Below are 26,686 nucleotides of genomic sequence, written 5' to 3'. Positions count from 1 at the left end.
GCTTCCTTATTGTCACCAATCCTGGGAAAAACCTGCATGTCCGCTGTCCACAATGAAGAAAACCCGGCGCCCGCACTACCCTACGCCGGCCTGCGCGTCGTCGAATTCACCCACATGGTCATGGGCCCCACCTGCGGCCTGGTGCTGGGGGACTTGGGGGCCGAGGTGATCAAGGTCGAGTCCATTGGCCATGGCCGCGAGGGCGATGCCACGCGCCAGCTGCTGGGTGCCGGGGCTGGTTTCTTCGCGCTGTTCAACCGCAACAAGAAAAGCCTGGCGTTGGACCTGCAGACACCTGAAGGCAAGGAGGCGGTGCTGCGTCTGATCGCCACGGCCGACATAGTGAGCGAGAACTTCAAGCCCGGCACCATGCAAAAGCTGGGGCTGGACTACGCCAGCCTGAAGACGCTGAACCCGCGCCTGATCTACATCAGCCACAAAGGCTTTCTGCCCGGCCCCTACGAGCACCGCACGGCGCTGGACGAGGTGGTGCAGATGATGGGCGGCCTGGCCTATATGACCGGTCGCTCCGGCGACCCGCTGCGCGCCGGCACCAGCGTGAACGACATCATGGGCGGCATGTTTGGCGCCATCGGGGCCATGGCGGCCCTGGCGCAACGTGAGAAAACCGGCCTGGGCCAGGAGGTGCAAAGCGCGCTGTTCGAAAACAACGTCTTCCTGGTGGCCCAGCACATGATGCAGTACGCCGTGACTGGCAAGCCCGCCGCGCCCATGCCTGAGCGCCTGTCGCCCTGGGCGATTTACGACGTGTTCAAGGTCAAGGATGGCGAGCAGATCTTTCTGGCCGTGGTCAGCAACTCGGCCTGGGCCGTGTTCTGCGAGGTGTTTGGCTTTGCCGACCTGTTTGCCGACGAGCGCCTGAAGTCCAGCAACGACCGTGTGCGTGCCCGCGAATGGATGATGCCCATCCTGCGCGAGCGCATGGCGCCGTTCAGCGCGGCGCATATCGCCGAGGTGTTTGAAAAGCACGCGCTGCCCTACGCGCCCATCACCCGCCCGCAGGATCTGCTGGATGACCCGCATCTGCTGGCCACCGGCGGACTGGCGCCCATGGAGCTACCCGATGGCCGTGCCAGCCAGACCGTGCTGCTGCCGCTGACGCTGGACGGCCAGCGCCCCGGTGTGCGCCTGAACCCACCCAAGCTGGGCGAGCATAGCGCCGAGCTGCTGCGCGGGCTGGGCTACGGCGAGGCCGAGATTTCTGCCTTGATGCTATTGAATAAATAGCTGCTTGCGCAGGTATTACCTGCGCTGGAGCCTTGTTTTCTTTAAATTTTTGGACCGATGGACCGCCTCAAAACCCTGGAAACCTTTGTTGCCGTCGTGGCGCGCGGCAGCCTGACGGCGGCGGCCCAGGCCGAGGGTGTGGCCCCGGCCATCATTGGCCGCCGGCTGGACGCGCTGGAGGAGCGGCTGGGCGTCAAGCTGCTGCTGCGTACCACCCGGCGCATCAGCCTGACGCACGAAGGTACGGCCTTTCTGGAAGATTGTCAGCGCGTGCTGGGCGACCTGGCGAATGCCGAGGCTAGTGTGTCGGCAGGCGGCGTCAAGGCCAGTGGGCATTTGCGCATTACCGCGCCGGCGGGTTTTGGCCGCCGCCATGTGGCGCCGCTGGTGCCCTGGTTCCGCGAGCGGCACCCCGAGGTGACGGTGTCGCTGAACCTCAGCGACCGCGTGGTGGACCTGGGCGGCGAGGGCTTTGACTGCGCGGTTCGCGTGGGCGACCTGCCCGACTCCAACCTGGTCAGCATGCGCCTGGCCGATAACCGCCGCCTGTGCGTGGCCACACCCGCTTTTCTGCAGCGCTTTGGGACGCCGCAGCACCCCAGTGAGTTGGCGCGCTTTGCCTGCCTGGCCTTGTCCAGCGAGTCGTCGCAAACCCGCGGCTGGGCCTTTCAGCTGCCGGCGGCGGGCGGCGACAAGGATGCGGTTGAGCTTTTCTACACCAAGCCCAGCGGTCCGCTGGCCTGCAGCGACGGCCAGGTCTTGCATGACTGGTGCCTGGCCGGCTATGGCATTGCCTGGCGCAGCACCTGGGAGGTGGAGGCCGAGATTGCCAGCGGCCAGCTGGTGTCGGTGCTGGACGCCTTTGCTGCGCCGCCGAATGGCATCTACGCGGTGTTCACGCAGCGCAAGCACCTGCCGCTACGGGTGCGGCTGTGGATCGACTTTTTGAAGCTGCACTACAGCCAACCGGGCTTCTGGACGAGTGCGGATCGCAGCGGACGGGCTTAAAAACACAAAAACCCGGCGAACCGGGTTTTGACGGGGAGGGCGGAGGTTCAACCCTTCAGACATTCACTCATGAACTTCTTGCGCTCGTCGCCCTTCAGTGCCTTGGTCTTGGCGTCGGCGTTGCAGGTCTTCATTTTTTCCTGTTGCGTGGGCTTGGCATCTGCTGCGGCTGCAGGTGCATCGGCGCTCAGGCAGGCTTTTACGGCAGCCTTGTATTCATCGCCTTTTTTGCCCTTGGCTTCTTTGCTGCAGGCCGACATCTTGGCTTGCTGGGGCGTGGGCTCCTTGTCGGCAGCGTGGACCAGGCCCATAGACAGAGTCAGACCCAGGGCGGCGACGAGAGGTAATAGTTGTTTCATGCAGGCTCCAGAAGAAGAGGTTGTGGGGTAAATCCTGTGCGCAAGGTCCGAAGACGACTGGATTGCAACCCATAACGCCGCAATGCGCAAGCCGGATGACGCGAGGGGTGGGCACCCCCCGGTAAAATCCGGCCATGCTCTCAGTCAAACACGAATTGCTCGCGGCGCTGGCCGTCGGGCTGGAAAAAATTGCCCCCGGCGCTGGCGCCAAAGCTGCGTTCGAGTCCCCCAAAGTGGCCGCACACGGCGATTTCGCCTGCACCGCCGCCATGCAGCTGGCCAAGCCGCTCAAGCTGAACCCGCGCCAGTTAGGTGAAAACCTGCGCGTGGCCCTGCTGGAGCAGCCGGCGTTCGAAAAATGGGTCGAGGCCATCGACATCGCCGGCCCGGGCTTCATCAACATCAAGCTCAAGCCCGCTGCCAAGCAGGAAGTGGTGCGCGAGGTGCTGTCCGCTGCTGCCAGCTTCGGCGTGCAGCCCAGCAACAACCAGCACATCCTGGTGGAATTCGTCTCGGCCAACCCCACCGGCCCGCTGCATGTCGGTCATGGCCGCCAGGCAGCGCTGGGCGATGCCATCTGCAATCTGTACGCCACCCAGGGCTGGGACGTGTACCGCGAGTTCTATTACAACGACGCTGGCGTGCAGATCGGCACCCTGGCGACCAGCACGCAGATGCGCGCCAAAGGCTTCAAGCCGGGCGACGCCGAGTGGCCCGAAGCCGCCTACAACGGCGACTACATCGGTGATATCGCGCAGGACTTCCTGGCCGGCAAGACCGTCAAGGCTGACGACCGCGAAGTCACGGCCTCGGGCAAGGTGGATGACCTGGACTCCATTCGCGAATTCGCCGTGGCCTATCTGCGCCGCGAGCAGGACCTGGATTTGCAAGCCTTCCAGGTGAAGTTTGACAACTTCTACCTGGAGTCCAGCCTATACACCAGTGGCCGGGTGGACGCCACCGTCAAACGCCTGCAGGAAGCCGGCAAGACCTACGAGCAAGACGGCGCGCTGTGGCTGCAGTCTACCGACTACGGCGACGACAAGAACCGCGTGATGCGGAAGACCGATGGCAGCTACACCTACTTTGTGCCCGACGTGGCCTACCACATCGCCAAATGGGAGCGAGGCTTCACCAAGGTGGTGAACATCCAGGGCACCGATCACCACGGCACCATCGCCCGGGTGCGCGCCGGCCTGCAGGCGGCGAATGTGGGCATTCCCCAGGGCTACCCCGACTACGTGCTGCACACCATGGTGCGGGTGGTGCGCGGCGGCGAAGAGGTGAAGATCTCCAAGCGCGCTGGCAGCTATGTGACGCTGCGCGACGTGATCGACTGGACCAGCAAGGACGCGGTGCGCTTCTTCCTGCTGAGCCGCAAGCCCGATACCGAATACACCTTTGACATCGATTTGGCGCTGGCCAAGAACAACGACAACCCGGTGTACTACGTGCAGTACGCACACGCCCGCATCTGCAAGATGCTGCGCGATTGGGGTGGCGATGTGGCGTCGCTGCAGGGCGTGGACCTGTCCAGCTTGCTGGTGCCGCAGGCCCAGACGCTGATGCTGCAGCTGGCCAAGTACCCCGAGATGCTGACAGCCGCTACCGAAGGTTTTGCCCCGCATGACGTGACTTTCTACCTGCGCGAGCTGGCCGCCAACCTGCATAGCTACTATGACGCCGAGCGCGTGCTGGTGGACGACGAGCCGCTCAAGCTGGCCCGCCTGGCCCTGGTCGCCGCCTGCGCGCAGGTATTGCACAATGGCTTGGCAGTACTGGGCGTGGATGCTCCGGAAAAAATGTAATTGACAGCAAGCATGACTAAACAAAAGCAAAGCGGCGGCACCATCCTGGGTTTCATCATCGGGGTGGTGGTCGGCCTGGGCTCGGCGCTGGCGGTGGCGGTCTATGTCACCAAGGTGCCGGTGCCGTTCATGAATGGCAAGACCCAGGCCAATGGCGCCGACCACGATGCGGTCGAAAGCCAGAAAAACAAGGACTGGGATCCGAATACCCCCTTGCACGGTAAAAATCCGGTGCGCTCTGCGGCGCCCGCGGCATCCGGCGCGGTGGATGCTGCGGCTCCGCTGGTGGTGCCGCCACCGGCGCCAGCGGCGACTCCGGCCGTGGTGCCCACGCCACCGGCGGCCGTTGCGGTGAAGCCGGATGCCAAGCCGTCGGCCGCAGCCTCGGCCGACCCGCTGGGTGATCTGGCCAAGGTCAAAGCCAAGGCGGCTGCGTCGGCCACCGTGGCCACGGCGCCTGCGCTGGCACCCACAGCCGAGCCGTTTGAGTACTTCGTGCAGGCAGGTGCCTACCGTACGCCCGAAGATGCCGAGGCCCAGCGTGCCAAGCTGGCCATGATGGGCATGGAAGCCAAGGTTACCGAGCGCGAGCAGTCCGGCCGCACCGTCTACCGTGTGCGCATGGGCCCGTATGCCAAGCGCGACGATGCCGAGCATGCCAAGGACCGGCTGGAAAGTGCCGGTAGCGAAACCACCCTGGTGCGCGTACAGCGCTGACCAGTTCTCTTGAAGCTGGTGCCGCGCGCTGAACTTTTGCGCTCGGCACCGATCCGACCCCCCACAAGGAGTGATTTGCAATGAAACGTCGTGAGTTTTCGCTGGCTTCAGCGGGTGTGCTGGCTGGTTCCACGCTGGCCGTAGGCCATACCGGTAGCGCCCTGGCGCAGGGCAAGCCGCCTGTGGCGGGCACGGATTACCTGGTGCTGGACAAGCCAGTCGCTACGGAAGCCCCAGCCGGCAAGGTCGAGGTGATCGAGTTCTTCTGGTACGCCTGCCCGCATTGCAATGCGTTTGAGCCCACCCTGGTGGAGTGGCTCAAGCGCCTGCCCAAGGATATTTCCTTCAAGCGTGTGCCGGTGAACTTCCAGGACAGCTTCATCCCGCCGCAAAAGCTGTACTACACGCTGGAGGCTCTGGGCCAACTGGACGCCCTGCATGGCAAGGTGTTCAACGCTATCCATGTGGAGCATCAGCGGCTGGACAAAGATGATCTGGTGATCGCCTGGGCCGTGAAGCAGGGTCTGGACAAGACCAAGTTCACCGAGACGTACCAGTCTTTTGGCGTCAGCACCAAGGTGCGCAAGGCGTCCCAGCTGCAGCAGGCCTACCAGGTCGCGGGCGTGCCCGCTCTGGGCGTGGCCGGCAAGTTCTACACCGACGGCAGTCAGGCGCAGAGCATGCCGCGTGCACTGACCATCGTGGAATATCTGGTGGCTGAGCAGCGCAAGAAAGCCTGATCCCGGCATGGCCGGCAAGGTCGGAGAGATGAAAAAGCCCGCGTCAGCGGGCTTTTTTCTGGCTACGTCCAACTCGGGGTGAGGGGCCGTTACAATGAATTGCAAGATTCGTGCCTCTATGAAAATCAACACCCTACTCTCACTGCTCGTGGTTTGTTTCGTCGGCCTAGGCGGAGCGGCCCATGCGGAAAAAGCCGACAAACTCAAGCCTATGAATATCGAGGCGGACGCGGCGCGTTATGACGATCTGAAGCAGACCAATGTCTTTACCGGCAAGGTGGTGATGACCAAGGGCACCATCATCATCCGTGGCGCCCGCGTCGATGTGCGCCAGGATGCCGAGGGCAACCAGTTCGGCGTGGTGACGGCGGAGCCGGGCAAGCTAGCGTATTTCAAGCAAAAACGCGACGGCCTGGACGAATACATAGAAGGCGAGGGCGAAACCATCGAGTACAGCAGCAAGCTGGACAACGTGCGTTTTATCAAGCGGGCCATTTTGCGTCGCCTGGTCGGCAGCAAGGTGAATGACGAAATCACCGGCGAACTGATCGTCTACGACAACACCACCGATGTATTCACCGTGGACAGTGGCACAGCCGGCAGCAATCCCGGTGGCCAGAATGGCCGCGTACGCGCCATGTTGACACCCAAGGCTGCGGCGTCGGCCGCTAGCGGCACGGCGCCTGCAGGGCCAGCTCCGGTGCTGCGTCCCACCACCACGCTGGAGGGCGTGAAGAAGTGACGGCGGTGGTGGAGTCGGGAGAAAGCCGCCTGGAGGCGCGCCATCTGCAAAAAGCCTACGGCAAGCGCAAGGTCGTGAAAGACGTGACGCTGGCCGTCAAAAAAGGCGAGGTGGTCGGTTTGTTGGGCCCCAACGGCGCGGGCAAAACCACTTCCTTCTACATGATCGTGGGCCTGGTGCGGGCCGATGGCGGCCATATTTCCATCGATGGCCAGTCGGTGGAACACATGCCTATCCACCGGCGTTCGCGCCTGGGCCTGAGCTATCTGCCCCAGGAAGCCTCGATTTTCCGCAAGCTCACGGTGGAAGAAAATGTGCGCGCCGTGCTGGAACTGCAGCACGACGAGGCCGGCAAGTCCCTCACCCGTGCCGAGATCGAAAAGCGCCTGACGGCGCTGCTGCAGGATTTGCGGGTGGAGCATTTGCGTGATTCGTCGGCCATGGCCCTGTCTGGTGGCGAGCGCCGCCGCGTGGAAATCGCCCGTGCCCTGGCCACCCAGCCGCGTTTCATTTTGCTGGACGAGCCTTTCGCCGGTATCGACCCGATTGCGGTGATCGAGATCCAGCGCATCATCGGCTTCCTGAAGTCGCGTGGCATCGGCGTGCTGATCACCGACCACAATGTGCGCGAAACGCTGGGCATTTGCGACCACGCCTACATCATCAGCGACGGCAATGTGCTGGCCGAGGGTACGCCGTCCGAGATCGTGGACAACGCCGATGTGCGTCGCGTCTACCTCGGCGAACATTTCAAGATGTGATGCTCCGATGAAGCAAGGCTTATCCCTACGCGTTTCACAGCATCTGGCGCTGACGCCCCAGCTGCAGCAGTCCATCCGCCTGCTGCAACTGTCCACCCTGGAACTGAGCCAGGAAGTGGACCAGATGCTGGACGACAACCCGTTTCTGGAACGCAATATGGACGAGGCTGCACGTGAGGAGTTCGGCCTGGCCCAGTCCGACACGCCGGTCAGCACAGGGGAGCGCGAGGCTGAAATTGCTACAAGTTCTGTAGCTGAATACGCAAGTGAATCCAGCGCAGAAGCCCCAAATGATGCTGAATCCCCTTTAACTGGCGGTGACGACACCAGCTGGGATGGCGATGGCACTTCCGAGATCAAACCCGACGACAGCGAATGGGGTGGCGATGCCCCGGCGCGCCAGAACAACCTGGGTGAAGACGGCGAGATGGACGCCACCGAGCTGGCCCGCAACCAGGAGTCGCTGACCAGCTTTCTGCACCGCCAGGCCTTGGCCCTGCGGCTGGGCGAGGTAGACCAGGCCGCGCTGCGCTTTTTGATCGAATCGCTGAACGACGACGGCTACCTGGAAGACGATTTCGAAACCCTGGCGCGTGGTCTGGCGGGCGACGACGCCGAGGCCGTGGAAGAGCTGGTACACCGCTTTACCGTGGCCCTGAGCCTGCTGCAAAGCCTGGAGCCGGCGGGCGTGGGCGCGCGGCATCTGGGTGAATGCCTGTTGCTGCAGCTGGAGGGTTTGCAGCCCGTGCTGGGCGATGACCCGGCGCGCAAGGTGGCCATGCGCATCTGCCGCCAGTCCATGGACCTGCTGGCCCGGCGCGACGTGAAGCGCCTGGCCCAGCTGTGCCGCGCCACCGAGACCGATATCAAGGCTGCCATGGCGCTGATCGCCCGGCTGGAGCCCAAGCCGGGGCGGCGCTTTGTCGATGTGGAGCGCAACATCGTGGTGCCCGACGTGATCGTGGTCAAGGTCGGGCGTGGCGCCCAGGCCCGCTTCCGGGTGCAGCTGAATGCCGAGGTCATGCCGCGCCTGCGCGTGCACGACATCTACGCCAATGCGCTGCGCCAGCACAAGGGCGGCGGCAAGGATTCATCGAACAACGCCGCGCTGCAGCAGCGTCTGCAGGAGGCGCGCTGGTTCATCAAGAACATCCAGCAGCGCTTTGACACCATCTTGCGGGTCAGCAACGCCATCGTGGAGCGGCAGAAGAACTTCTTCAGCCACGGCGCACTGGCCATGCGTCCCCTGGTGCTGCGCGAGATCGCCGACGAGTTGGGACTGCACGAGTCCACCATCAGCCGCGTGACCACCGCCAAATACATGGCCACGCCCTACGGCACCTTCGAGCTGAAGTATTTCTTCGGCTCGTCCCTGGGCACCGAGACCGGCGGCAATGCGTCCAGCACGGCGGTGCGCGCGCTGATCAAGCAGTTTGTTTCGTCCGAAGACCCGAAGAAGCCGCTCAGCGACAGCCAGCTGTCCGACATGCTGAAAGAGCAGGGCATTGAATGCGCGCGCCGCACCGTGGCCAAGTACCGCGAAGCGCTGCGCATTGCCCCTACGAACCTGCGCAAAGCGCTGTAGAACATGCTCTCCCCCAGGCCGCGTGCACGGTATGCCGCAGCTGGAGGAAAGAGCTTCGCCCCGCTTGCCCCAAGCAGCGTAGCGTGACACCATGGAAATAACGATATGAACCAACTCCAATTATTCTTACCCTGCGCCGCCGGCGTGGAAGAGCTGCTGGCCGAAGAGGTGCACGGTATTACCGGCCTGCAGGGCGAAGACCTGCGGGTGATGCGGGGCGGAACGCTGGTGCGCTCCTCCTGGCGTGACGCGATGCGCTTGAACCTGCACAGCCGCCTGGCGCAGCGCGTGCTGATCGAGCTGTCCAACACCGAATACCGCAGCGAAAAAGACCTGTACGAAGCCGCCAGCAACGTGGCCTGGGAGATCTGGTTCACGCCCAAGCAAAGCTTCAAGATCGAAGTCACGGCGCAGCACAGCCCGCTCAATTCGCTGAACTTCGCCGCGCTGAAAGTGAAGGACGCGGTGGCCGACCGCTTCCGCTTCAAGACCGGCGTGCGCCCCGATGTCAACGTGCAATGGCCCGATGTGCGCATCTACCTGCACCTGACCACCGAGCGCGCCACCATCTACATTGACACCTCGGGCGACGCGCTGTTCAAGCGCGGCTGGCGTGAAGACAAGGGCGACGCGCCGCTGAAAGAGACGCTGGCCGCCGCCATGATCGCCGCCAGCGGCTGGGATGGCACTACGCCCCTGTACGACCCCTGCTGCGGCAGCGGCACCATTGCCATCGAGGCCGCGCAGATCGCCTGCAATATTGCGCCCGGCAGCCTGCGCCGCTTTGGCTTTGCGAAGCTGTTGCCCTTCCAGCCCCATGTGTGGAGCGCCATCCAGGAGCAGGCCCACGCCGCCGAGCATGAGCCCGAGACGCAGATCTTCGGTAGCGATGTGGCCTTCCGCATGGTCGATTTTGCCACCCGCAACGCCGAGCGCGCGGGCGTCAGTGGCGTGGTCGAGTTCCGTGGCGGCGACGCCTTGCAGCGCATGCCACCGGCCGAATCCGGCGTGATGTTGCTGAACCCGCCCTACGGCGAGCGGATTGAGGTGGCAGGTGTCGCGGGCCGGCGCGAAGCCGCACAGACCGAGGACGGCAGCGCCGACTTCTTCCCCCAACTGGCCACCCATTGGAAGCGTAACTATGCCGGCTGGACCGCCTGGATGCTGACGCCCGACCTCAAGCTGCCCGGCAAGATGCGCCTCAAAGAGTCGCGCCGCGTACCCATGTGGAACGGCCCCATCGAATGCCGCCTGTTCCGTTTCGACATGGTCGCTGGTTCGGCCCGTCGTGGTGCGGACGCTCCCAAGGATGTCTGAGCCGCAGCCAGTGCGCAACGCGGTGCTGGACACCAACATCGTGCTGGACATCTTTTTGTTCGACGACAAGGTGGCCAAGCCGCTGAAACCCGCGCTGGAGGCGGGCCAGCTGCGCTGGCTGGCAACCCAGCACATGCGCAATGAGTTGGAGCGGGTGCTGGACTACGCCCACCTGGTGCCCAAGTTGGCGTTCTACCAGCTGACCGCTGCCGACGTGCTGGCCGCGTTTGACCGCCACACCACGCTGGTAGAGGTGGCGCCGCGCGTCCAACTAGTCTGCAAAGATCCGGACGACCAGTGTTTCATCGACCTCGCTGTGGCCCATCGCGCCCTGTTGCTGAGCAAGGACAAGGCCGTGCTGTGTATGAAAAAACGCCTGCTAGCGCACGAAGTATCTGTGCAAGCAGCTATATAAAAAATAGCAAAACGTGAGTGGGCGATGCGCAGCGAGCCGCGTAGCCCAGGGATGCCGCAGAACCGGCTTTGCCGGGCTGCTGGCATCGCCCCCTGCAAGGGGGTTGGCGAAAACACGAAGTGTGGAGCCTGGGGGTGTTCCTACTTATTCCATTTGTAGCTTGAAGCTGTCCGCGCTGGCATGCGGCCAGTAGAACTTGAACACATTCGGTAGGCTGCTGATGTCGCGGTCCAGCAGTGCATTCATGGCCAGGGGCGGCATGATGGTCACTAGCAGCTTGACCCCGGTTTCATTCACTCGGCGCACGATGTGGTGGGCGGTGATTTCATTCGGATGCAGCAGGCCGGCGGCTTGCACCATTTCCTTCAGTGCCTTCAGCGTGTTCTCGTGGAACTGGTGTACCCGTTCGGCCTTGTCGGGCACGATCAGCGCCTGCTGGCGCACCGGGTCCTGGGTGGTCACGCCGGTGGGGCAGTGGCCGGTATGGCAGGACTGGGCTTGCAGGCAGCCCAGGGCGAACATGAAGCCGCGTGCTGAATTGCACCAGTCGGCGCCCAGCGCCATCATGCGCGCGATATCGAAGGCGCTGACCACCTTGCCCGCACAGCCTAGCTTGACGCGACTGCGCAAGCCCACGCCGCGTAGCGTGTTGTGCACCAGCTGCAGGCCTTCCTGCAGGGGGGCACCCACGTGGTCGGTGAACTCCAGCGGCGCCGCGCCGGTGCCGCCTTCGGCACCATCGACCACGATGAAGTCGGGGGTGATGCCGGTGACTTGCATGGCCTTGACCATGGCAAACCATTCCCAGGGGTGGCCTATGCACAGCTTGAAGCCGGTGGGCTTGCCGCCCGAGAGTTCGCGCAGCCGGGCGATGAAGAGCATCATCTCCACCGGTGTGTTGAAGGCACTGTGGGCCGAGGGTGACACGCAGTCCACGCCCTCGGGCACGCCGCGCGCCTCGGCAATCTCGGCGCTGACCTTGGGGCCGGGCAGCACACCGCCGTGTCCTGGCTTGGCACCCTGGCTCAGTTTGAGCTCGATCATCTTGACCTGCGGCTGGCAGGCATTCACGGCGAAGCGCTCGGGGTTGAATGTGCCGTCGTCGTTGCGGCAGCCAAAGTAGCCCGAGCCAATCTCCCACACCAGGTCGCCGCCATGCACCTTGTGGTGCACCGAGATCGAACCCTCGCCGGTGTCGTGCGCAAAGCGCCCGCGCTGCGCGCCCTTGTTTAGCGCCAGGATGGCGTTGGCCGACAGGGCCCCAAAACTCATGGCCGAAATGCTGAACACGCTGGCGTCATAAGGCTGGGTGCAGTTGGAGCTGTCAGCCTGCAGGCCGGTCTGGCTGTCCAGTCCGATGGTGATGCGGAAGTCGTGGGTCGGCACCTCGGTCGGCGATACGGAATGGTTGATCCACTCATAGCCTTCGGCCAGCACGTCGAGCTGGGTGCCGAATGGGCGCTTGTCGATATCCCCTTTGGCGCGCTGGTAGACCAGGGCGCGCTGCGATCGTGAAAACGGCGTCGCGTCGTTGTCGGCTTCGATGAAATACTGGCGGATCTCCGGGCGCACGAACTCCAGCATGTAGCGCATATGGCCTATTACCGGGTAGTTGCGCAGCACCGATTTTTTGGTCTGCTGAAGGTCATACAGGCCCAGGCCGACCAGACCCAGAAACACCAGCCCGGGCAGGGCGCCGGTGTGGAACACGAGCAAGCTGAACAGGCTGAGCAGCAAACCCATGATGCACATGCCGAACACGGTGTAGCGGATGGGGTAGATCGAATTCAAATAGTCCAGCATAAGGGTGTTTTCTCCTGGCGCGATGCTACTGGCTAAACTTGGGGTTTGCTATCCGAGAACACCATGACCGCCCCTACCGCTGCGCCTTTACAACCCGACGACTTCGATGCCCTGGACCTGATTCTGGAGGACTTGCGCGAGCGTTATGACGAAACCCCACAGTGGGAGTTTTGTGAAGGCTTCATGGCCGCCGTGGTGTGCTGCCGCAGAGCCATTCCGGCCAGCGAATATCTTCCGGTGCTGCTGGATATCGGCGAAGACGGTGAAGGCAGTTTTGCCGACGAAGCCCAGCGTGCACGCTTCATGGAACTGTGGGACCGTCGCTGGAACGAGGTGAAGGCCGCACTGGATGAAAAAGATGTCAACAACCTGTCCGACGAGCGTGCCTACACCCCCGAGGTGCTGGACGTGCGCGCCATGATGTTGTCACTCAGCCCCGAAGAGCGTGCCGATGCCTTGGTCGGTGAAGAAGAAGGCCCGCTGCCTTCGTTCGGCCAGGTCTGGGCATTGGGCTTCATGTTTGCAGTCGAGGCCTGGCCCGACGAGTGGGAAGCGCCGGCCAAGGACAAGGAGGCCGTGCAGTGGCTGGACGGCGCCCTGAGCGCCATCGTGGCCCTGACCGAGGACGACACCGGCCCGGCCGAGGTGTCGGCTTTCGGCCCTGAGGAAGAGGGCGGTGAAGAGCCGCCACCCAGCATGTCCGAAGCGCGCATGGAGGCCTTTGGTGAAGCCATGTGGGCGGTATATGACTTGCGCGAACTCTGGCGCTCACTCGGCCCACGCGTGGAGCAGGTGCGTAGGGAACCTACCCCCGGTCGCAACGACCTGTGCCCCTGCGGTAGTGGCAAAAAGTACAAGAAGTGCCACGGCGCCTAGCTTATTGAACACCCCCAGGCTGCAGTGCTTCGCATCTTCCGCCAACCCCCTCGAAGGGGGCGATGCCAGTGGCCTGGCAAAGCCAGTTCCACGGCATCTCTAGGGGTGTGCGTTCTGGCTGAAGCAGTGGGTTATGCCCGTATGCTGTGTCGCTTCACGGTTGCGCCAGAAATTTCTCCAGGTTCGTAGCCGCCAGTCGGCGTACCTTGTTGCGCAACAAAGGCGTCCAGCCCAGCAGCAGGCCGGGCGTGCCCAGTGCCTGGCGTGACCAGGTCCAGAAATCAAACTGGTCGGTGTGCTGGGTGATCAGGCCGGCCGCATTGAAGCGGAAGCGTCCGTCGATGCGGTTGTGCACCATGCGCCCGGTGGTGCTGAAGCGGTAGTGCGCCTCCCAATGCGCCTGGCCGGTTGTGGCGTCGGCTTGTAGATCCCGGTATTCCAGCTTCCACACGTCCAAGCCCTTGCTACGGGTGGCGGCGCACAGCATGCGCCACATGCCGCCAACTTCGCGCCGGCCGCGCAGCGTAAATACCGGGTCGTTGAACTGCACATCTTCGGCATAGCAGCTGGCCATGGTGTCGGCGTCCAGGCGGGCGAAGGCAGCGTAGAAGCGCTCAAGTGTGTGCTGATGGGCATGCATAAAAATTTCTTCTCTATGTAAAACTTTGGCAGCGTAACGAATTTCGTAATATGGAGCGCAAATTCATTGGACAAATTCACGGGCTGACGACAAAGCGTCTATATTGCGGCTGCGAACCCTTTTAGCGGGTTCGCCAAGGTGACAGAATGCCGGTCTTTCAGCAAGCCTCCCGACCTGCAGTCGCGTCCTGCTCCGTGGTGCCGACACGCCATCGCCAATATTTAGCGAGGATATGTCAGCTGTTTTAGCCCGAATTCATGAGAGTGCCCGTTTGTGCAGTCCCTCAGTCCGATCAGCCCGGTGATTACTTTCCGAAACAGCCATAACGAGGCTATGCGGGGCACCCTCATCAGCCACCAGCGCGGCTCCATGGTGTTGGAGGTGTACAACCCCGACTCGCTGATGCAGGTCAGCGAGGTTTTGCACGAACTGACCGTGCGTTCCGGTCATCAGAGTATCTATACCGGCAAGGCTGTGGTGGTGAGTCTGCTGAATACCGGGTTGATGGCGGTGGTGTCGCTGAATTTGATGGACGCCTGGAACGATGTCGTGTTGATGCAACCGGGTGTGGCTGGCGTGGCCAGCGCAGCCGGGTTCTTTATCCAGGACTGGGAATCCCGTTTCAATGTGCGACGTGATTACCAGGTGGTGGTCAGCGAGATGCGCGCTTACTTTGCTGAGGTGGCGCGCTGGGTGGACCAGATGGATGTGGCGGGCCGCCTGCCGCATGAGCCCGATGGCCGGGTGCAGCAGGATGTGTTCCAGGAACTGAGCTTGCCGCTACTGCGCAAGGGCCGCGAGTACTTGGAATGGTTTGACCGCGAAGCAGCCCTGGTGCCCGAGGATGCCGTGCCCCTGCACCGTGCGTTTGCCCAGGCGGCCATCCACCCGCTGGTTTTGCGGGCTCCGTTTGTGCACCGTACTTTTTCCAAGCCTTTGGGCTATGCCGGCGATTACGAGATGGTGAACCAGATCGTGGGCGACCCGCGCCAGGGCCCGACCAGCTATTTTCAGTTGGTGAATTTCATGTTCCTGCAGGCTGGCGTGGCCCAGGCGCATCGCAACCGTATCGACATTCTGTACAGCCGCCTGGAATCTTTGGCGCAACAGGCCGTGCATGCCGGGCGGCCTATGCGGGTTTTGAATATCGGCTGCGGGCCGGCGCAGGAGATCCAGCGCCTGGTTCTGCAATCTGCGCATTTCGACCAACTAGAGTTTGTGCTGGTGGATTTCAGCGAGGAAACTCTTGCCTATACGCGTGAAAGACTGGAAAGCCTGCAGCACAGCGGCAAGCAGCTGCACTTGCGTACGCAGCACGAGTCGGTAAACCAGCTGCTCAAACGCTCGGCCCAGGCCCAAGTGATAGAAGAATCAGACAAGTTTGATTTTGTGTATTGCGCCGGCCTTTTTGATTATCTGACCGATAAAGTGTGTGCCCGTCTGGTTAAATATATGGCTTTGCGCACCCGCGCAGGCGGTCAAATATTATTCACCAATGTGCACTCCAACAACCAGGAGCGGCGCTGGATGGAGTATTTTTTGGAATGGCATCTGATATACCGCGACGAAAACGATGTGCGCAGAATATTGCCAGCCGGTTTGAAGGATATTGAAGTATTTACTGACGTCACAGGTGTCAATCTATTTGTGGAGTCTCGAGTTCCTGCGCTTATTGGGCATTGATGCTTGAATTCATAACAAAGCGTAAAAACGAAGATTACCAGGCAGAGCTGCACAGCTATTTGATTTTCAATAGCCGGGCGGCCTGTTTGATGACTATGGGCCTGATCATGGCCGGATTGTCGCTGGATGCAGTGTTTTATCCGCTGCATGCCGTGGAATTTGCCCAAGTCCGGTTGCTGGCATGCCTGCTGATCGGCGCGGTACTGATGAGCTACCAGTTTGCCTGGGGTAGACGCAATATCAAGGCACTCACCTATTTTTGGCTGTGTGTGCCCCAGGTCATGATTGCCTGGATGATCTTTTATACAGAAGGCGAGTCCTCCATTTATTTTGTGGGCTTGACTTTTGTTTTGAGCGGCATGGCTTTTTTTCTGCCCATTACGTTAATCGAGGCCGGTTTGGCCGGCATTTTGACGTTACTGGTCTATTGTGCGGCATGTATATCACGGATTGGCGGAATTCAAAATTTTCATGCCTTTTGGGGCAATATGATCTTCATGTCGTTTTACGTGTTGATCGGTATAGCCTTGGCGCTATATAACGAGCGCTGGCGCTGGCTTTCTTTTCAGTTGAAGAAAGAGATCCAGGAAAAAAACACCATCCTGCAAAGCACCAACCAGGCACTGGCCGATATTAAGGGCCACATGATGCAGCAGGAAAAAATGGCTGCCCTGGGCACGCTGGCGGCGGGCTTGCTGCATGAGGTCAATAACCCAGTCAATTACAGCCTGATGGCGCTGAATATGTCCATGATGGATGCCGCAGTCGTGAACAGCCCCGACCTGAAGGAAAGCCTGGGCGATGCCAAGGAGGGCATGCAGCGGGTGCAAAGCATCGTCTCGGACCTGAAAACCTTTGCCTACCAAAAGCCGGGTGACGACCCGGGCCGCATCTTTTTGTTTGAAAAAGCCCTTCAATCGGCTCTGCGCCTGACCGGTTTCGAGCTCAAAGGCATTGCCGTGTCGGTCGAGCTACCCATGGACACCCATGTGCGCGGCGACGAACCTGCCTTGATCGGGGTGCTGATCAACCTGCTGGGCAATGCGGCGCTGGCGCTGCACAAGGCCGCGCGCAAGGCGCCGCGTATCGAGGTGCGGGCCGTGCGCACCGCCAGCCGGCTGGAGGTGACAGTGCGCGACAACGGCACCGGCATCCTGCCTGAGCATCTGGCCCGCGTATTTGAACCTTTCTTCACCACCCGAGACGTAGGCAAGGGCCTGGGCTTGGGCTTGAGTGTGAGCTATGCCATCGTGCAGCGCCACGGTGGGGCATTGCGGGTCAGCAGCGAGCCCGGTGTATGGACCGAATTCGCTTTTGACCTGGGTCTGGCAACCGAAAATGCCTGAATCTAGTCCTTTTTGTTGATAACCCTGGCAAGATCACGCTATGCGACCTGACAAAATTCTGTATGTAGACGACGAACCCATGGCGCTCAAGTATTTTGAACGCCTGATCAGCCCCATGGCGCCAGTGCTGACCGCGCTTTCCGTGGAGGAGGGCAAGGCCGTGCTACAGGCGCGCGGCAACGAGATTGCCGTGCTGGTGTCCGACCAGCGCATGCCCGGCGCCCACGGCAACGAGCTGCTGCGCTACGCCCGTGACCACCATCCGGCCATGGTGCGCATGCTGACCACCGCCTACTCCGAGCTGGGCGAGGCCATAGAGGCTATCAACACCGGCGAAATCTACCGCTACATCACCAAGCCCTGGGACCTGGAGCTGCTGCGCGCGGACATCCGCAATGCGCTGGAGCTGTCCGACACCCGCTGCGAGCGCGATGACCTGCTGCGCGAGAAGATGGCGGTGCACCGCCAGCAGCTGCTGGCCAGCCGCATCTCGCAACTGGCTGTGGTGTGCGCCGGCTTTCTGAATGCCGACTACGAGCCTGGCCTGCTAGCCTATCTGCGCGCGGCCGAGCTGGCCGGCTGCATGTTGCCGCCCATAGACTGGCGCAGCATGGACCATGCGGAGCTGATGCAGTACGAAGCCCAGCGCAGCGTCTCCGTGGGCCAGGCGTTGGCACAGTGGCAGCCGCGGTTTGCCGTACTGGAAACGCCGGCGCAGGCGCTACAGGCTCTGGTCGATGCCCTGCCGGGCCAGATCAGCTTGCAGGGTGATACCGCCGTCTTCAACGGCCGCCATCCACTCACCTGGTTGCTGGAAGCACCGAGCCACGAACCGCCATCCGGCCCGCTGGTGGCCTGGCTGGCCTGGCTGATGTGGTGGGGCAGCAATGCCCAACTACAGGTCAGCGGTCAGGGCCTGAGCGTGCGCTTGGCTGTGGGCGGCACACCGGCGGCATTGCCTTCGGACTGGATGGCCTTGGCCATCGAGCGCATCAGCCAGGCTGCGACGGAGTAAGAGCTTGCAGCAGCTGCGCCACACGGCGCAGCGCATAGTTCACAGTGGCGGCGCGCACTGCGGCACGGTCGCCAGGGAAATGCTGCACCTCGGTATGCACCGCGCCTGGCAGGGCAAAGCCCAGCCACACCATTCCCACCGGCTTTTCTACGCTGCCTCCCGTGGGGCCGGCAACGCCAGTCACGGCAATCGCTACCTGGGCCCGCGCATGGGCCAGTGCACCCGCCGCCATGGCCCGCGCCACGGGTTCGCTGACAGCACCATGCGTAGCAATCAGGGCGGCGTCCACACCCAGCATGTCGGTCTTGGCAGCGTTGGAGTAAGTCACAAAACCCCGGTCAAACCAGGCGCTGGAGCCGGACAGGTCTGTGCAGGCGGCGGCAATCATGCCGCCGGTACAGCTTTCAGCCGTCGCCAGAAACCAATTATTTTTCAGCATCAAATCGGCCACCAGCGCAGGAATTAATTGCGCAGGCAGCTCTGAATTTGATAGCGAATCCATTACCAAACCCTCCAGGCTGCAATCACCAGCAGTGTGCAAAAGGCCGCCACCAGGTCGTCGAACATGATGCCGAAGCCACCGCGCGCGTTCAGCCCCTTGAAGGCCCGGTCGGCCCAGGCCACCGGCCCGGGTTTGGCTGCGTCGAAGTAGCGAAACAGTCCGAACGCTACAGCCTGCCCCAGCAGCCCTACCGGCATCACCAGCCACAGCACCAGCCAGAAGGCTGCTACCTCGTCCCAGACGATGGCGCCCGGGTCGGCCACGTTCATGTGCCGCGCACACACCGTGCAAGCCCACCAGCCCACCACAAAAGACGCGGCAATCAACCAGCCCATTTGTGCCGTGGTCAGCAGCGGCTGGATCACCAGAAACGCCAGCCAGGCCCACAGTGTGCCGGCGGTGCCGGGGGCGATGGGGCTTAGCCCAGAGCCAAAGCCCAGGGCCATGAAATGGGCGGGATGCGAAAGCAGAAACCGGGCGGTAGGGCGGCGCATGGGCGACGCGGAAGAAGGGCTATCCATGGCGGTCGATTATCCGGCAGCCCCGTATCATTCGCGGATGACCGCATTGCATATCTCCTCCCAGTTTGATGGAGGCTCCATCCAGGTGCTCAGTCTGGCCGACCCGCAAGACATCCAGCTGAACATCCGCCCCGACAACGCCAGTCCCTACGCGCAGTGGTTCTACTTTTGCCTGCAGGGTGCTGCTGGCGTGCCGGTGGTGATGAAGTTCTTGAACGCCGGCCAAAGCGCCTATCCGCCCGGCTGGGACGGCTACCGCATCGTCGCCAGCGTGGACCGCCAACACTGGTTTCGCCTGGACGCGCAGTACGACGGCCAGGTTATGACCGTGGCCACCACGCCCAGCCACAACCGCATGTACTTCGCCTATTTCGAGCCCTATTCGCACGAGCGGCATTTGGATCTGCTGGGTCGGGCCGCCGCGTCCGAGCTGGTACGCGTGGAAAGCCTGGGCGCCACGGTTGAGGGCCGCGACATGACCCTGCTGCACGTCAACGATGCGCAATTCGCCACGCCAAAAAAGAAGGTCTGGCTCATCGCCCGCCAGCACCCCGGTGAGACCATGGCCGAGTGGTTCGTCGAGGGCTTTCTGGACCGTCTGCTGGACCGCCAGGACCCCACCAGCCGGGCCTTGCTGCAGCACTGCGAATTCTTTGTGGTGCCCAATATGAATCCCGACGGCGCCGTGCGCGGCAATCTGCGCACCAACGCCGCCGGCGCCAACCTGAACCGTGAATGGCTGAAGCCCAGCCAGGACACTTCGCCCGAGGTCTTCCATGTGCGCCAGAAGATGCAGGCCGTGGGCGTAGACCTGTTCCTGGACGCTCACGGCGACGAGAACCTGCCCTATAACTTCGTCGTCGGCACCGAGGCCAACCCCGGCTTCACTCCGCGCATCGAGGCCCTGCAAAACACCTTCAAAGCCGCCTGGCTGGCCGCCAGCCCGGATTTCCAGACGGAAGTCGGCTACCCCCGCGCCGCGCCCGGCCAGGCCAACCTCAGCCTGGCCACCAACTGGGTCGGCCAAAACTTCGACTGCCTGGCCTTTACGATCGAGATGCCATTCAAGGACAACGCGAACTTGCCGGATCTGGAACACGGCTGGAACGGCGAGCGTTCGCGTAAGTTAGGGGCTAGCGTACTAGCGGCTGTCAGGGCGGTGGTTGGGGGGTAGAAAAGGTCGCTGGCGCATATGTTGTCTGCGCTGGAGGCTATTTAAATCGTAGCAATGTGTGACGTGCGCGCTTTGCCTTTGCGAGCCTGTTCCTTGGACGATTAGGTCTTACTTTGACTGGAGCAAGATTCTTGCGTGCAATTACCCAACAATACTTTTTATGAGTGCGAATAGTCTGGGAACAATCGCCAGAGCGAAGAGTGTGGGTAGTCCGTAGGCAACAAGTTTGCTTGGCCAGCCTGGGTAATGCTCTTTGAAGCGGCGAACCTCAGACCATAAAGATTGGCTAGAACCCTTCGGGAGTGGCGGCAGAGGATATCGGAAGTGAAACCAACCAATGCCAACGAAGAACGCCACGACAGCAAGAATGGAGAGTGCACCCGAAGCGGCTTTCCAGTTGCCAGAGGCGGTAAGTAGAAGAGCGAGAAGACTGAGGGCGGCAAGGACGATTGTGACGAAGACTTTGAATGCGGTGCTCATGGAGGTACTGTAAAGGGCTGAGCGCCCAGTACTAGCGAGGCAAAGTTGAATCTCTCCGATTTTTTGGGGAAAGGCAGTGCTGGGCCTGTCCTTTGACAAGCTTAGGCCGAACGGTTTGCGCGTGGCGCTGAAATTTGAAGAAAATGGGTCACAGCGCATATCCAACCAACGCAAGCAGCTATTTAAACCGTAGCAATCTCAACCCATTCCCCACCACCAGCAAGCTGGCCCCCACGTCGGCAAACACTGCCATCCACATGGTGCCGGAGCCCATCAGCGTGAGCATCAGGAAAACGGCCTTGATGCCCAGGGCGAGGACGATGTTTTGTACCAGCAGGGTGTGCGTGGACCGGGACAGGCGGACGAAGCGGGGGAGCTTGCGCAGGTCGTCGTCCATCAGGGCTACGTCGGCGGTTTCTATGGCCGTGCCAGTACCGGCGGCGCCCATGGCGAAGCCTATGTCGGCGCGGGCCAGGGCGGGGGCGTCGTTGATGCCGTCGCCCACCATGCCGACCTTGCCTTGTGGGCTATGTTCGGTCAATGCGCTCTCGATGCGCTGCAGCTTGTCCTGCGGCAGCAGGTCGCCGTGGGCTTCGGCGATGCCGACCTGGTCGGCGATGGCGCGGGCGGTGTGGGCGTTGTCGCCGGTCAGCAGGCTGGTGCGCACGCCCAGGGCGTTCAGCTCCTGGATGGCCTGGCGACTGCTGTCTTTGAGGGTGTCGGCCACGGCGAATACGGCCAGCACGCCCTGGGTGTTGGCCAGCAGGATGGCGGTCTTGCCTTGCGACTCCAGCGCGGTGAGCTGGGCTTCGAGCGCATCGGAGCACAGGCCTTGTTCGTGCACCAGGCGGTGGTTGCCCAGTGTGTAGCGTGTGCCCGCGATCTGGCCCTGGGTGCCGCGCCCGGGCAGGGCTTCAAACTGGTCCACGGTTTGCAGGGCGATGCCGTCGCGCTGTGCGGCCTGGGCCACGGCGCGGGAAACGGGGTGGTCGGAACGGGTGGCCAGACTGGCGGCCAGGCTGCGTGCGTCGGCTTCGGTTGTTTGGCCTAACAGGGCAAAGTCGGTCTGCACCGGTTTGCCGTGGGTCAGCGTGCCGGTCTTGTCCAGCGCCAGCCAGGCCAGCTTGCGGCCCTCTTCCAGGTACACGCCGCCCTTGACCAGAATACCCAGGCGTGCCGCCGCGGCCAGACCGCTGACGATGGTGACGGGGGTGGAGATCACCAGCGCGCAGGGGCAGGCGATCACCAGCAGCACCAGGGCTTTGTAGATCCAGCCCAGCCAGTCGCCGCCGAGCAACAGCGGGGGTAGCACCGCGACGGCGACGGCCAGGGCAAAGACGATGGGGGTGTAGACCTGGGCAAACCGGTCCACAAAGCGCTGGGTGGGTGCGCGTGCGCCCTGTGCGGCTTGCACCGCGTGCAGTATGCGGGCCAGGGTGCTGTCGCTGGCGCGGGCGGTGACGCGGTATTCAAACGAGCCGGTGGCGTTGACCGTGCCGGCAAATACGTCGTCGCCCTCGGCCTTGTCCACGGGCAGGCTCTCACCGGTGATGGGCGACTGGTCGATGGTGGAGCGGCCTTGGGTGATCTGGCCGTCCAGCGCCAGGCGCTCACCGGGTTTGACGCGCACCTGGGCGCCCAGGGCGACGGATTTGGCGTCTACCTCGCGCCAGCTGCCATCGGCCTGCTGCACGGTGGCTTGCTCGGGGGCGAGTTGCATCAGGCCCTGGATGGCGTTGCGCGCACGGTCCAGCGAGCGGGCTTCGATCAATTCGGCCACGGTGAACAGCACCATCACCATGGCGGCTTCGGGCCACTGGCCCAGCAGCAGCGCGCCGGTGACCGCGATGCTCATCAGGGCGTTGATGTTGAGGTTGCCGTTGCGGATGGCGATCCAGCCCTTCTTATAGGTGCTCAGCCCGCAGGACAGCACGGCCATGATGGCCAGCAGCGCCGGCACCCAGACCGGCAGCCCGGCCCAGTGGCTGGCCTCGGAGGCGATGGCGGCAATGCCAGCCAGCGCCAGCGGCGACCAGGGTTTGGCGGGTTCGGGGGCAGGAGGCGGGGCTGCGGCATCGGCCAATTCGGGGGTGAAACCCAGCGAACGCACGGCGTCCAGGATGGCGTCAATGGCCTTGGGCGCGTGCGTGACGGTCAGCACACGCTGCATGAGGTTGAACTCCAGGCCGGTCACGCCGTCCATGCCACCCAGCTTTTTGCGCAACAGGGCTTCCTCCGTGGGGCAGTCCATTTGCAGGATGCGGATCGGGGTGGTGCTGCCCTGGGCGCTGCTGACGGGGGGGGGCAGCTGCTCCAGTGCGGGCGCCGCATCGTGCGCGCAGCAACTGCTGGCAGCGTGGTCGTGACCATGCTCATGCGCATGACCATGTGTGTGGTCATGGTGCGCATGCGAGTCGTGGTCGTGTGAGTGGGCGGACATAAGGGCTTTCTGGGTAGCGTTGCGCCCATTAGACAAGCTGAAGTTACTATAGAGTCAACCCCATTCTTGGATAGCCTTATGAAAATCGGCGAATTGGCCCAGGTGGCCCAGTGCACGGTGGAGACGGTGCGCTACTACGAGAAGGAAGGCTTGCTGCCCGCGCCGGCGCGCACGGCGGGCAACTTCCGTGTGTACGGGCCGGAGCATGCGGAGCGCCTGCGTTTCATCCGCAACTGCCGCGCGCTGGACATGAGCCATGAAGAAATCCATAGCTTGCTGCGTCTGGCGGATCAGCCAGCCGAGGGCTGCGGCGCCATCAATGCAGTGTTTGACCAGCACATCGCCCATGTGGATGAACGCATACGTGAGCTGACCCAGCTGAAACAGCAACTGGCGGGTTTGCGCGAACGGTGTAGCAGCGAACAGGCTTCGGATGCCTGCGGCATCTTGCAGGGCCTGGCGGCGATGGAAGTGGAATCCCGGCCCGAACGGCATACGCACCTGGGTTGAAAGTGCTGCACGTCAATAGGTGCCTAAATGGACGCTGGCGCAGATAGATAGTGCGCAGCATGCTACTCAAATTGTAGCAATTGATGGTGTTTTCCATGCTGGCAGGTCAATGCCAGCATGGTCGTTCAACCCCACCATAGGGTTTTCGGCTTGGTTCTTGCTATATGTCCCAGGCTTGGCCTTGAGGCCTTACGCCAGGGGACGCGGCAGCGGTGACCCGGAGCCGAAGGAGCTTTTTAGGCGCGGTTTTGCAGTTCGTGGCGGTCTGCTGCGGCGAACAGATCAGCGGCAAAGCCACGGTCGGTGTCGGCGTAGCTTTCGGCCAGCATGCGGACTTGTTCGGCTTCTTCGAACACGGTCAGGGCACGTGGCGCAGCTGTCTTGAACAGCGTGGCGTGCAGAGCGGAAAACAGGTTGGACGTGGCGGCGAAGAATTCGCGGGCAGCGGAACTGACGGCAGGTGCGGTTGCGGAACTGGTCAGTTGGTAAGCATTGGTAGTCATGGTGGTTACTCCTGTACATCGGGTTGACGTTGGAGTGAATTATAGGGTTAACCCTAGATTCGGTCCATGAAAATCCTAGGGTTAACCCTCTATCGTGATTTAGATCACATGTTGTTGTTTTTATTCCAAAACCGTTTGACGTACGGCGTGTTCCCAACGCGCCATCAGTTCGGTCGCTCGTGCGGTGCTGAGTGTGGGCAGGAAGCGCCGCTCGGCGCGCCACAGCGCGGATAGCTCCTCGGTATTACGGTACACGCCCACGGCCAGACCGGCCAAGTAGGCGGCGCCCAAGGCGGTGGTTTCGGTCACGGCGGGGCGTATCACCGGGATGCCCAGTAGGTCGGCCTGGAACTGCATCAGCAAGTCGTTCACGCAGGCGCCGCCATCCACCCGCAGTTCGGCCACGGGTGTGCCGCCGGCCTGTACCGCGTCGCGGCCCATGGCCTGCAGCAGGGCAGCACTTTGGTAGGCAATGCTTTCCAGTGCCGCACGGGCGATGTGGGCCAGTGTCGTACCGCGGCTCAGGCCGGTAATGCTGCCGCGCGCATCCGGCTTCCAATACGGCGCGCCCAGGCCGGTGAAGGCCGGCACGAACATCACGCCGCCGGAGTCGGGCACGCTTTGCGCCAGGCTTTGTACCTCGCCGCTGTTATGGATGGCATGCAGGCCGTCGCGCAGCCACTGCACCACCGCGCCGCCCACGAAGACGCTGCCTTCGGTGGCGAATTCGGGCTGTGCCGTGGGTTGGGCCGCACTGGTGGTGAGCAGGCCGTTGTGGGAGGTCTGGAAGGTGGTGCCGGTGTGCATCAGCATGAAGCAGCCCGTGCCATAGGTGTTCTTGGCCATGCCGGCTTTGAAACAGGCCTGGCCGAACAGTGCGCTCTGCTGGTCGCCGGCCACGCCGCCGATCGGGATGGCCTGGCCCAGCAGTGCGGGGCTGACATCACCGTAGATGGCGCTGCTGGGTTTCACGGTGGGCATCAGGCTGGCGGGAATGTCCAGCGCGGCCAGCAGCTCGGTGTCCCATTGGTTGCTGTGCACATTGAACAGCATGGTGCGGGATGCGTTGCTGACGTCAGTGGCGTGCACCTGGCCTTCGGTCAGCTGCCACATCAGCCAGCTGTCGATAGTGCCAAAGGCCAGTTCGCCACGTTCCGCCTGGGCGCGGGCATTGGGCACATGGTCCAGCAGCCATTTCAGCTTGGTACCCGAGAAGTAGGCATCGACCAGCAATCCCGTCTTGCGTTGGATTACATCGGCCAGGCCATCGGCGCGCAGCTGCACGCAGGTGGGCTCGGCGCGGCGGTCCTGCCAGACGATGGCATGGTGAATGGGCAGGCCGGTCGCGCGATTCCACACCACCGTCGTTTCGCGCTGGTTGGTGATGCCCACCGCGCGGATGTCCTTTGCCTGCAACCCTGCCTTTGCCAGGGCTTCGCGGGCGGTGCTGAGCTGGGTGCGCCAGATTTCCATCGGGTCATGCTCGACCCAGCCGGGTTGGGGAAATATTTGAGGCAGTTCCAGTTGCGCCTGGCTGACGATGTGGCCGTCGGCGTGGAAGACGATGCTGCGGGAGCTGGAGGTGCCCTGGTCCAGGGCGAGCAGGTAGGTCATGGTTGTGTGGCGAGGTGGCAGCGGACTTGGGCATCGCGCAGCAGGTTGGCAAAAGGTTCGGGCACCGGAGCGTCGGTGAACAGGCGGTCGATCTGCGACAGGCTGGCCACTTCCACCATAGCCGGGCGGTTGAATTTGCTGCTGTCGGCGGCCAGCCACACCTCGCGGGCGTGGCTGATGATGGCCTGCGAGACCTTTACTTCGCGGTAGTCGAAGTCGCGCAGCGTGCCATCGGCTTCAATGGCCGAAATGCCGATCAGCGCAATATCCACCTTGAACTGCCGTATGAAATCGATAGCAGCTTCACCCACCACGCCGCGGTCGCGCCCGCGCACCACGCCACCGGCAATGATGACTTCACATTGCGGATTGGCGCTAAGGATGGTGGCTACGTTCAGGTTGTTGGTGATGACGCGCAGCCCTTTGTGCTGCAGTAGGGCCTTGGCAATCGCCTCGGTGGTGGTGCCAATGTTCAGGATCAGCGAACAGTCGTTGGGCACCTCGGCCGCCACTGCGCGCGCAATGCGGGCCTTGCCTTCGGCGTGCAGGTTCTCGCGCTGCGGGTGGGCAATGTTCTCAATCGTCGAGCTGGGCACGCGTACGCCGCCGTGGAAGCGGGTCAACAGGCCATCGTCGGCCAGGCGCTGTACGTCGCGGCGCACGGTTTGCAGCGTGACGCCGAGCTTGTCGGCCAGCTGGTCTACGGTGAGAGAGCCCTGGGCCTGTACGGCCTGCAGCAGCAGCAGTTGTCGGGGGTTGGGGTTCACGGGGTTTCGTTTCGGAAAAAACTAGCGCTTGACTTTAAAACGAAAGACAAAGAACGTTCTAAGGGTTGCTACCGATAAAAAAGAAACACAAACGAACAATAATCATCAAATT

General features: G+C 62.5%; 26 protein-coding genes. 16 read left to right on the top strand and 10 right to left on the bottom strand.

Annotated features, from left to right (window positions below):
- The first annotated feature begins 36 nt into the window (after positions 1–36).
- Together AC07O2_RS16515 and AC07O2_RS16510 are read left to right on the top strand one after the other, a co-directional pair.
- Positions 37–1,248, top strand: a complete 1,212-nt coding sequence (locus tag AC07O2_RS16515) for a CaiB/BaiF CoA transferase family protein (protein WP_495076829.1) — start codon at positions 37–39, stop codon at positions 1,246–1,248.
- 57 nt (positions 1,249–1,305) lie between these two features.
- Complete coding sequence (locus AC07O2_RS16510) at positions 1,306–2,256, top strand: LysR family transcriptional regulator (RefSeq protein ID WP_495076828.1); 951 nt, start codon at positions 1,306–1,308, stop codon at positions 2,254–2,256.
- Positions 2,257–2,303: 47 nt separating this feature from the next.
- On the opposite strand, the gene AC07O2_RS16505 is transcribed toward AC07O2_RS16510, so the two are convergent.
- Entirely contained in the window at positions 2,304–2,615 is a 312-nt protein-coding gene (locus AC07O2_RS16505) for a PsiF family protein (RefSeq protein WP_495076827.1), read from the bottom strand.
- 134 nt (positions 2,616–2,749) lie between these two features.
- Here AC07O2_RS16505 and argS point away from each other — a divergent pair, with 134 nt between their 5' ends.
- The 8 genes from argS to AC07O2_RS16465 all read left to right on the top strand — a co-directional run bounded on the left by argS (position 2,750) and on the right by AC07O2_RS16465 (position 10,700).
- Positions 2,750–4,423, top strand: a complete 1,674-nt coding sequence (gene argS / locus AC07O2_RS16500) for an arginine--tRNA ligase (protein ID WP_495076826.1) — start codon at positions 2,750–2,752, stop codon at positions 4,421–4,423.
- 12 nt (positions 4,424–4,435) lie between these two features.
- Entirely contained in the window at positions 4,436–5,140 is a 705-nt protein-coding gene (locus AC07O2_RS16495) for an SPOR domain-containing protein (RefSeq protein ID WP_495076825.1), read from the top strand.
- Between the two features lie 80 nt (positions 5,141–5,220).
- Positions 5,221–5,880: a thiol:disulfide interchange protein DsbA/DsbL gene (locus AC07O2_RS16490; RefSeq protein ID WP_495076824.1), complete on the top strand. Its 660-nt coding sequence runs from the start codon at positions 5,221–5,223 to the stop codon at positions 5,878–5,880.
- Between the two features lie 118 nt (positions 5,881–5,998).
- Positions 5,999–6,622 carry a lipopolysaccharide transport periplasmic protein LptA gene (gene lptA, locus AC07O2_RS16485; RefSeq protein WP_495076823.1) on the top strand — a complete coding sequence of 208 codons (624 nt, stop codon included), beginning with the start codon at positions 5,999–6,001 and terminating at the stop codon, positions 6,620–6,622.
- An 8-nt stretch (positions 6,623–6,630) separates the two neighbouring features.
- The gene (gene lptB, locus AC07O2_RS16480; protein ID WP_495076908.1) at positions 6,631–7,383 is read left to right on the top strand and encodes an LPS export ABC transporter ATP-binding protein; all 753 of its coding nucleotides are present in this window, start codon (positions 6,631–6,633) and stop codon (positions 7,381–7,383) included.
- Positions 7,384–7,390: 7 nt separating this feature from the next.
- The gene (locus AC07O2_RS16475; RefSeq protein WP_495076822.1) at positions 7,391–8,968 is read left to right on the top strand and encodes an RNA polymerase factor sigma-54; all 1,578 of its coding nucleotides are present in this window, start codon (positions 7,391–7,393) and stop codon (positions 8,966–8,968) included.
- A 105-nt stretch (positions 8,969–9,073) separates the two neighbouring features.
- The gene (locus AC07O2_RS16470) at positions 9,074–10,285 is read left to right on the top strand and encodes a THUMP domain-containing class I SAM-dependent RNA methyltransferase (protein WP_495076821.1); all 1,212 of its coding nucleotides are present in this window, start codon (positions 9,074–9,076) and stop codon (positions 10,283–10,285) included.
- A complete protein-coding gene (locus AC07O2_RS16465) occupies positions 10,278–10,700 on the top strand; it encodes a putative toxin-antitoxin system toxin component, PIN family (protein ID WP_495076820.1) in 423 nt (140 codons plus the stop codon). The genes AC07O2_RS16470 and AC07O2_RS16465 overlap by 8 nt, the downstream gene beginning before the upstream one ends.
- 144 nt (positions 10,701–10,844) lie before the next feature.
- Here the strand turns inward: AC07O2_RS16465 and AC07O2_RS16460 are convergent, their stop codons facing one another.
- A complete protein-coding gene (locus AC07O2_RS16460) occupies positions 10,845–12,503 on the bottom strand; it encodes an FMN-binding glutamate synthase family protein (RefSeq protein WP_495076819.1) in 1,659 nt (552 codons plus the stop codon).
- A gap of 63 nt (positions 12,504–12,566) precedes the next feature.
- On the opposite strand from AC07O2_RS16460, the gene AC07O2_RS16455 reads away from it, so the two are divergent.
- On the top strand, positions 12,567–13,379 hold the full coding sequence (locus AC07O2_RS16455) for a UPF0149 family protein (RefSeq protein WP_495076818.1): 813 nt from the start codon (positions 12,567–12,569) through the stop codon (positions 13,377–13,379).
- A gap of 154 nt (positions 13,380–13,533) precedes the next feature.
- On the opposite strand, the gene AC07O2_RS16450 is transcribed toward AC07O2_RS16455, so the two are convergent.
- Entirely contained in the window at positions 13,534–14,019 is a 486-nt protein-coding gene (locus tag AC07O2_RS16450; protein WP_495076817.1) for a nuclear transport factor 2 family protein, read from the bottom strand.
- Positions 14,020–14,292: 273 nt separating this feature from the next.
- Between AC07O2_RS16450 and AC07O2_RS16445 the strand changes: the two genes are divergently transcribed.
- The 3 genes from AC07O2_RS16445 to AC07O2_RS16435 all read left to right on the top strand — a co-directional run bounded on the left by AC07O2_RS16445 (position 14,293) and on the right by AC07O2_RS16435 (position 18,063).
- The gene (locus tag AC07O2_RS16445) at positions 14,293–15,702 is read left to right on the top strand and encodes a class I SAM-dependent methyltransferase (protein WP_495076816.1); all 1,410 of its coding nucleotides are present in this window, start codon (positions 14,293–14,295) and stop codon (positions 15,700–15,702) included.
- 107 nt (positions 15,703–15,809) lie between these two features.
- Positions 15,810–17,048: a sensor histidine kinase gene (locus tag AC07O2_RS16440; protein WP_495076815.1), complete on the top strand. Its 1,239-nt coding sequence runs from the start codon at positions 15,810–15,812 to the stop codon at positions 17,046–17,048.
- 40 nt (positions 17,049–17,088) lie between these two features.
- Positions 17,089–18,063, top strand: coding sequence for a response regulator (locus AC07O2_RS16435; RefSeq protein ID WP_495076814.1), 975 nt, complete (start codon positions 17,089–17,091; stop codon positions 18,061–18,063).
- Here the strand turns inward: AC07O2_RS16435 and AC07O2_RS16430 are convergent.
- Both AC07O2_RS16430 and AC07O2_RS16425 read right to left on the bottom strand, forming a co-directional pair.
- Positions 18,041–18,565, bottom strand: coding sequence for a CinA family protein (locus AC07O2_RS16430; RefSeq protein WP_495076813.1), 525 nt, complete (start codon positions 18,563–18,565; stop codon positions 18,041–18,043). The two genes, AC07O2_RS16435 and AC07O2_RS16430, sit on opposite strands and share 23 nt — an antisense overlap.
- On the bottom strand, positions 18,565–19,086 hold the full coding sequence (locus AC07O2_RS16425) for a phosphatidylglycerophosphatase A family protein (protein ID WP_495076812.1): 522 nt from the start codon (positions 19,084–19,086) through the stop codon (positions 18,565–18,567). The genes AC07O2_RS16430 and AC07O2_RS16425 overlap by 1 nt, the downstream gene beginning before the upstream one ends.
- A gap of 37 nt (positions 19,087–19,123) precedes the next feature.
- Between AC07O2_RS16425 and AC07O2_RS16420 the strand changes: the two genes are divergently transcribed.
- Complete coding sequence (locus tag AC07O2_RS16420; protein ID WP_495076811.1) at positions 19,124–20,260, top strand: M14 family metallopeptidase; 1,137 nt, start codon at positions 19,124–19,126, stop codon at positions 20,258–20,260.
- A 141-nt stretch (positions 20,261–20,401) separates the two neighbouring features.
- On the opposite strand, the gene AC07O2_RS16415 is transcribed toward AC07O2_RS16420, so the two are convergent.
- Entirely contained in the window at positions 20,402–20,740 is a 339-nt protein-coding gene (locus AC07O2_RS16415; protein ID WP_495076810.1) for a hypothetical protein, read from the bottom strand.
- A gap of 178 nt (positions 20,741–20,918) precedes the next feature.
- The gene (locus AC07O2_RS16410; RefSeq protein WP_495076809.1) at positions 20,919–23,180 is read right to left on the bottom strand and encodes a heavy metal translocating P-type ATPase; all 2,262 of its coding nucleotides are present in this window, start codon (positions 23,178–23,180) and stop codon (positions 20,919–20,921) included.
- 78 nt (positions 23,181–23,258) lie between these two features.
- On the opposite strand from AC07O2_RS16410, the gene cadR reads away from it, so the two are divergent.
- Complete coding sequence (gene cadR / locus AC07O2_RS16405) at positions 23,259–23,690, top strand: Cd(II)/Pb(II)-responsive transcriptional regulator (protein ID WP_495076808.1); 432 nt, start codon at positions 23,259–23,261, stop codon at positions 23,688–23,690.
- A 236-nt stretch (positions 23,691–23,926) separates the two neighbouring features.
- Here cadR and AC07O2_RS16400 read toward each other — a convergent pair whose 3' ends face one another.
- The 3 genes from AC07O2_RS16400 to AC07O2_RS16390 form a co-directional block, all read right to left on the bottom strand.
- A complete protein-coding gene (locus AC07O2_RS16400) occupies positions 23,927–24,193 on the bottom strand; it encodes a hypothetical protein (RefSeq protein WP_495076807.1) in 267 nt (88 codons plus the stop codon).
- Positions 24,194–24,313: 120 nt separating this feature from the next.
- Positions 24,314–25,807, bottom strand: coding sequence for a glycerol kinase GlpK (gene glpK / locus AC07O2_RS16395; protein ID WP_495076806.1), 1,494 nt, complete (start codon positions 25,805–25,807; stop codon positions 24,314–24,316).
- Positions 25,804–26,574 (bottom strand): DeoR/GlpR family DNA-binding transcription regulator, encoded by a 771-nt coding sequence (locus tag AC07O2_RS16390; protein WP_495076805.1) that lies wholly within the window; start codon positions 26,572–26,574, stop codon positions 25,804–25,806. The genes glpK and AC07O2_RS16390 overlap by 4 nt, the downstream gene beginning before the upstream one ends.
- Positions 26,575–26,686 lie beyond the last annotated feature (112 nt).

This window comes from Rhodoferax sp. GW821-FHT10B06 (genome assembly GCF_059415605.1).
The sequence above is the reverse complement of the archived record's forward strand: the minus strand, read 5'-3'. Positions and strand labels throughout refer to the sequence as shown.

What these genes read in the sequence shown, in the direction of transcription:
- AC07O2_RS16430 (WP_495076813.1), bottom strand. Translation starts at nt 18,565, where the DNA reads ATGGATTCGCTATCAAATTCAGAGCTGCCTGCGCAATTAATTCCTGCG.
- AC07O2_RS16450 (WP_495076817.1), bottom strand. Translation starts at nt 14,019, where the DNA reads ATGCATGCCCATCAGCACACACTTGAGCGCTTCTACGCTGCCTTCGCC.
- AC07O2_RS16505 (WP_495076827.1), bottom strand. Translation starts at nt 2,615, where the DNA reads ATGAAACAACTATTACCTCTCGTCGCCGCCCTGGGTCTGACTCTGTCT.
- AC07O2_RS16440 (WP_495076815.1), top strand. Translation starts at nt 15,810, where the DNA reads ATGGCCGGATTGTCGCTGGATGCAGTGTTTTATCCGCTGCATGCCGTG.
- AC07O2_RS16510 (WP_495076828.1), top strand. Translation starts at nt 1,306, where the DNA reads ATGGACCGCCTCAAAACCCTGGAAACCTTTGTTGCCGTCGTGGCGCGC.
- AC07O2_RS16425 (WP_495076812.1), bottom strand. Translation starts at nt 19,086, where the DNA reads ATGGATAGCCCTTCTTCCGCGTCGCCCATGCGCCGCCCTACCGCCCGG.
- AC07O2_RS16475 (WP_495076822.1), top strand. Translation starts at nt 7,391, where the DNA reads ATGAAGCAAGGCTTATCCCTACGCGTTTCACAGCATCTGGCGCTGACG.
- AC07O2_RS16495 (WP_495076825.1), top strand. Translation starts at nt 4,436, where the DNA reads ATGACTAAACAAAAGCAAAGCGGCGGCACCATCCTGGGTTTCATCATC.
- glpK (WP_495076806.1), bottom strand. Translation starts at nt 25,807, where the DNA reads ATGACCTACCTGCTCGCCCTGGACCAGGGCACCTCCAGCTCCCGCAGC.
- AC07O2_RS16400 (WP_495076807.1), bottom strand. Translation starts at nt 24,193, where the DNA reads ATGACTACCAATGCTTACCAACTGACCAGTTCCGCAACCGCACCTGCC.
- AC07O2_RS16410 (WP_495076809.1), bottom strand. Translation starts at nt 23,180, where the DNA reads ATGTCCGCCCACTCACACGACCACGACTCGCATGCGCACCATGACCAC.
- argS (WP_495076826.1), top strand. Translation starts at nt 2,750, where the DNA reads ATGCTCTCAGTCAAACACGAATTGCTCGCGGCGCTGGCCGTCGGGCTG.
- AC07O2_RS16460 (WP_495076819.1), bottom strand. Translation starts at nt 12,503, where the DNA reads ATGCTGGACTATTTGAATTCGATCTACCCCATCCGCTACACCGTGTTC.
- AC07O2_RS16465 (WP_495076820.1), top strand. Translation starts at nt 10,278, where the DNA reads ATGTCTGAGCCGCAGCCAGTGCGCAACGCGGTGCTGGACACCAACATC.
- lptA (WP_495076823.1), top strand. Translation starts at nt 5,999, where the DNA reads ATGAAAATCAACACCCTACTCTCACTGCTCGTGGTTTGTTTCGTCGGC.
- AC07O2_RS16435 (WP_495076814.1), top strand. Translation starts at nt 17,089, where the DNA reads ATGCGACCTGACAAAATTCTGTATGTAGACGACGAACCCATGGCGCTC.
- AC07O2_RS16415 (WP_495076810.1), bottom strand. Translation starts at nt 20,740, where the DNA reads ATGAGCACCGCATTCAAAGTCTTCGTCACAATCGTCCTTGCCGCCCTC.
- cadR (WP_495076808.1), top strand. Translation starts at nt 23,259, where the DNA reads ATGAAAATCGGCGAATTGGCCCAGGTGGCCCAGTGCACGGTGGAGACG.
- AC07O2_RS16470 (WP_495076821.1), top strand. Translation starts at nt 9,074, where the DNA reads ATGAACCAACTCCAATTATTCTTACCCTGCGCCGCCGGCGTGGAAGAG.
- AC07O2_RS16420 (WP_495076811.1), top strand. Translation starts at nt 19,124, where the DNA reads ATGACCGCATTGCATATCTCCTCCCAGTTTGATGGAGGCTCCATCCAG.
- AC07O2_RS16490 (WP_495076824.1), top strand. Translation starts at nt 5,221, where the DNA reads ATGAAACGTCGTGAGTTTTCGCTGGCTTCAGCGGGTGTGCTGGCTGGT.
- AC07O2_RS16515 (WP_495076829.1), top strand. Translation starts at nt 37, where the DNA reads ATGTCCGCTGTCCACAATGAAGAAAACCCGGCGCCCGCACTACCCTAC.
- AC07O2_RS16455 (WP_495076818.1), top strand. Translation starts at nt 12,567, where the DNA reads ATGACCGCCCCTACCGCTGCGCCTTTACAACCCGACGACTTCGATGCC.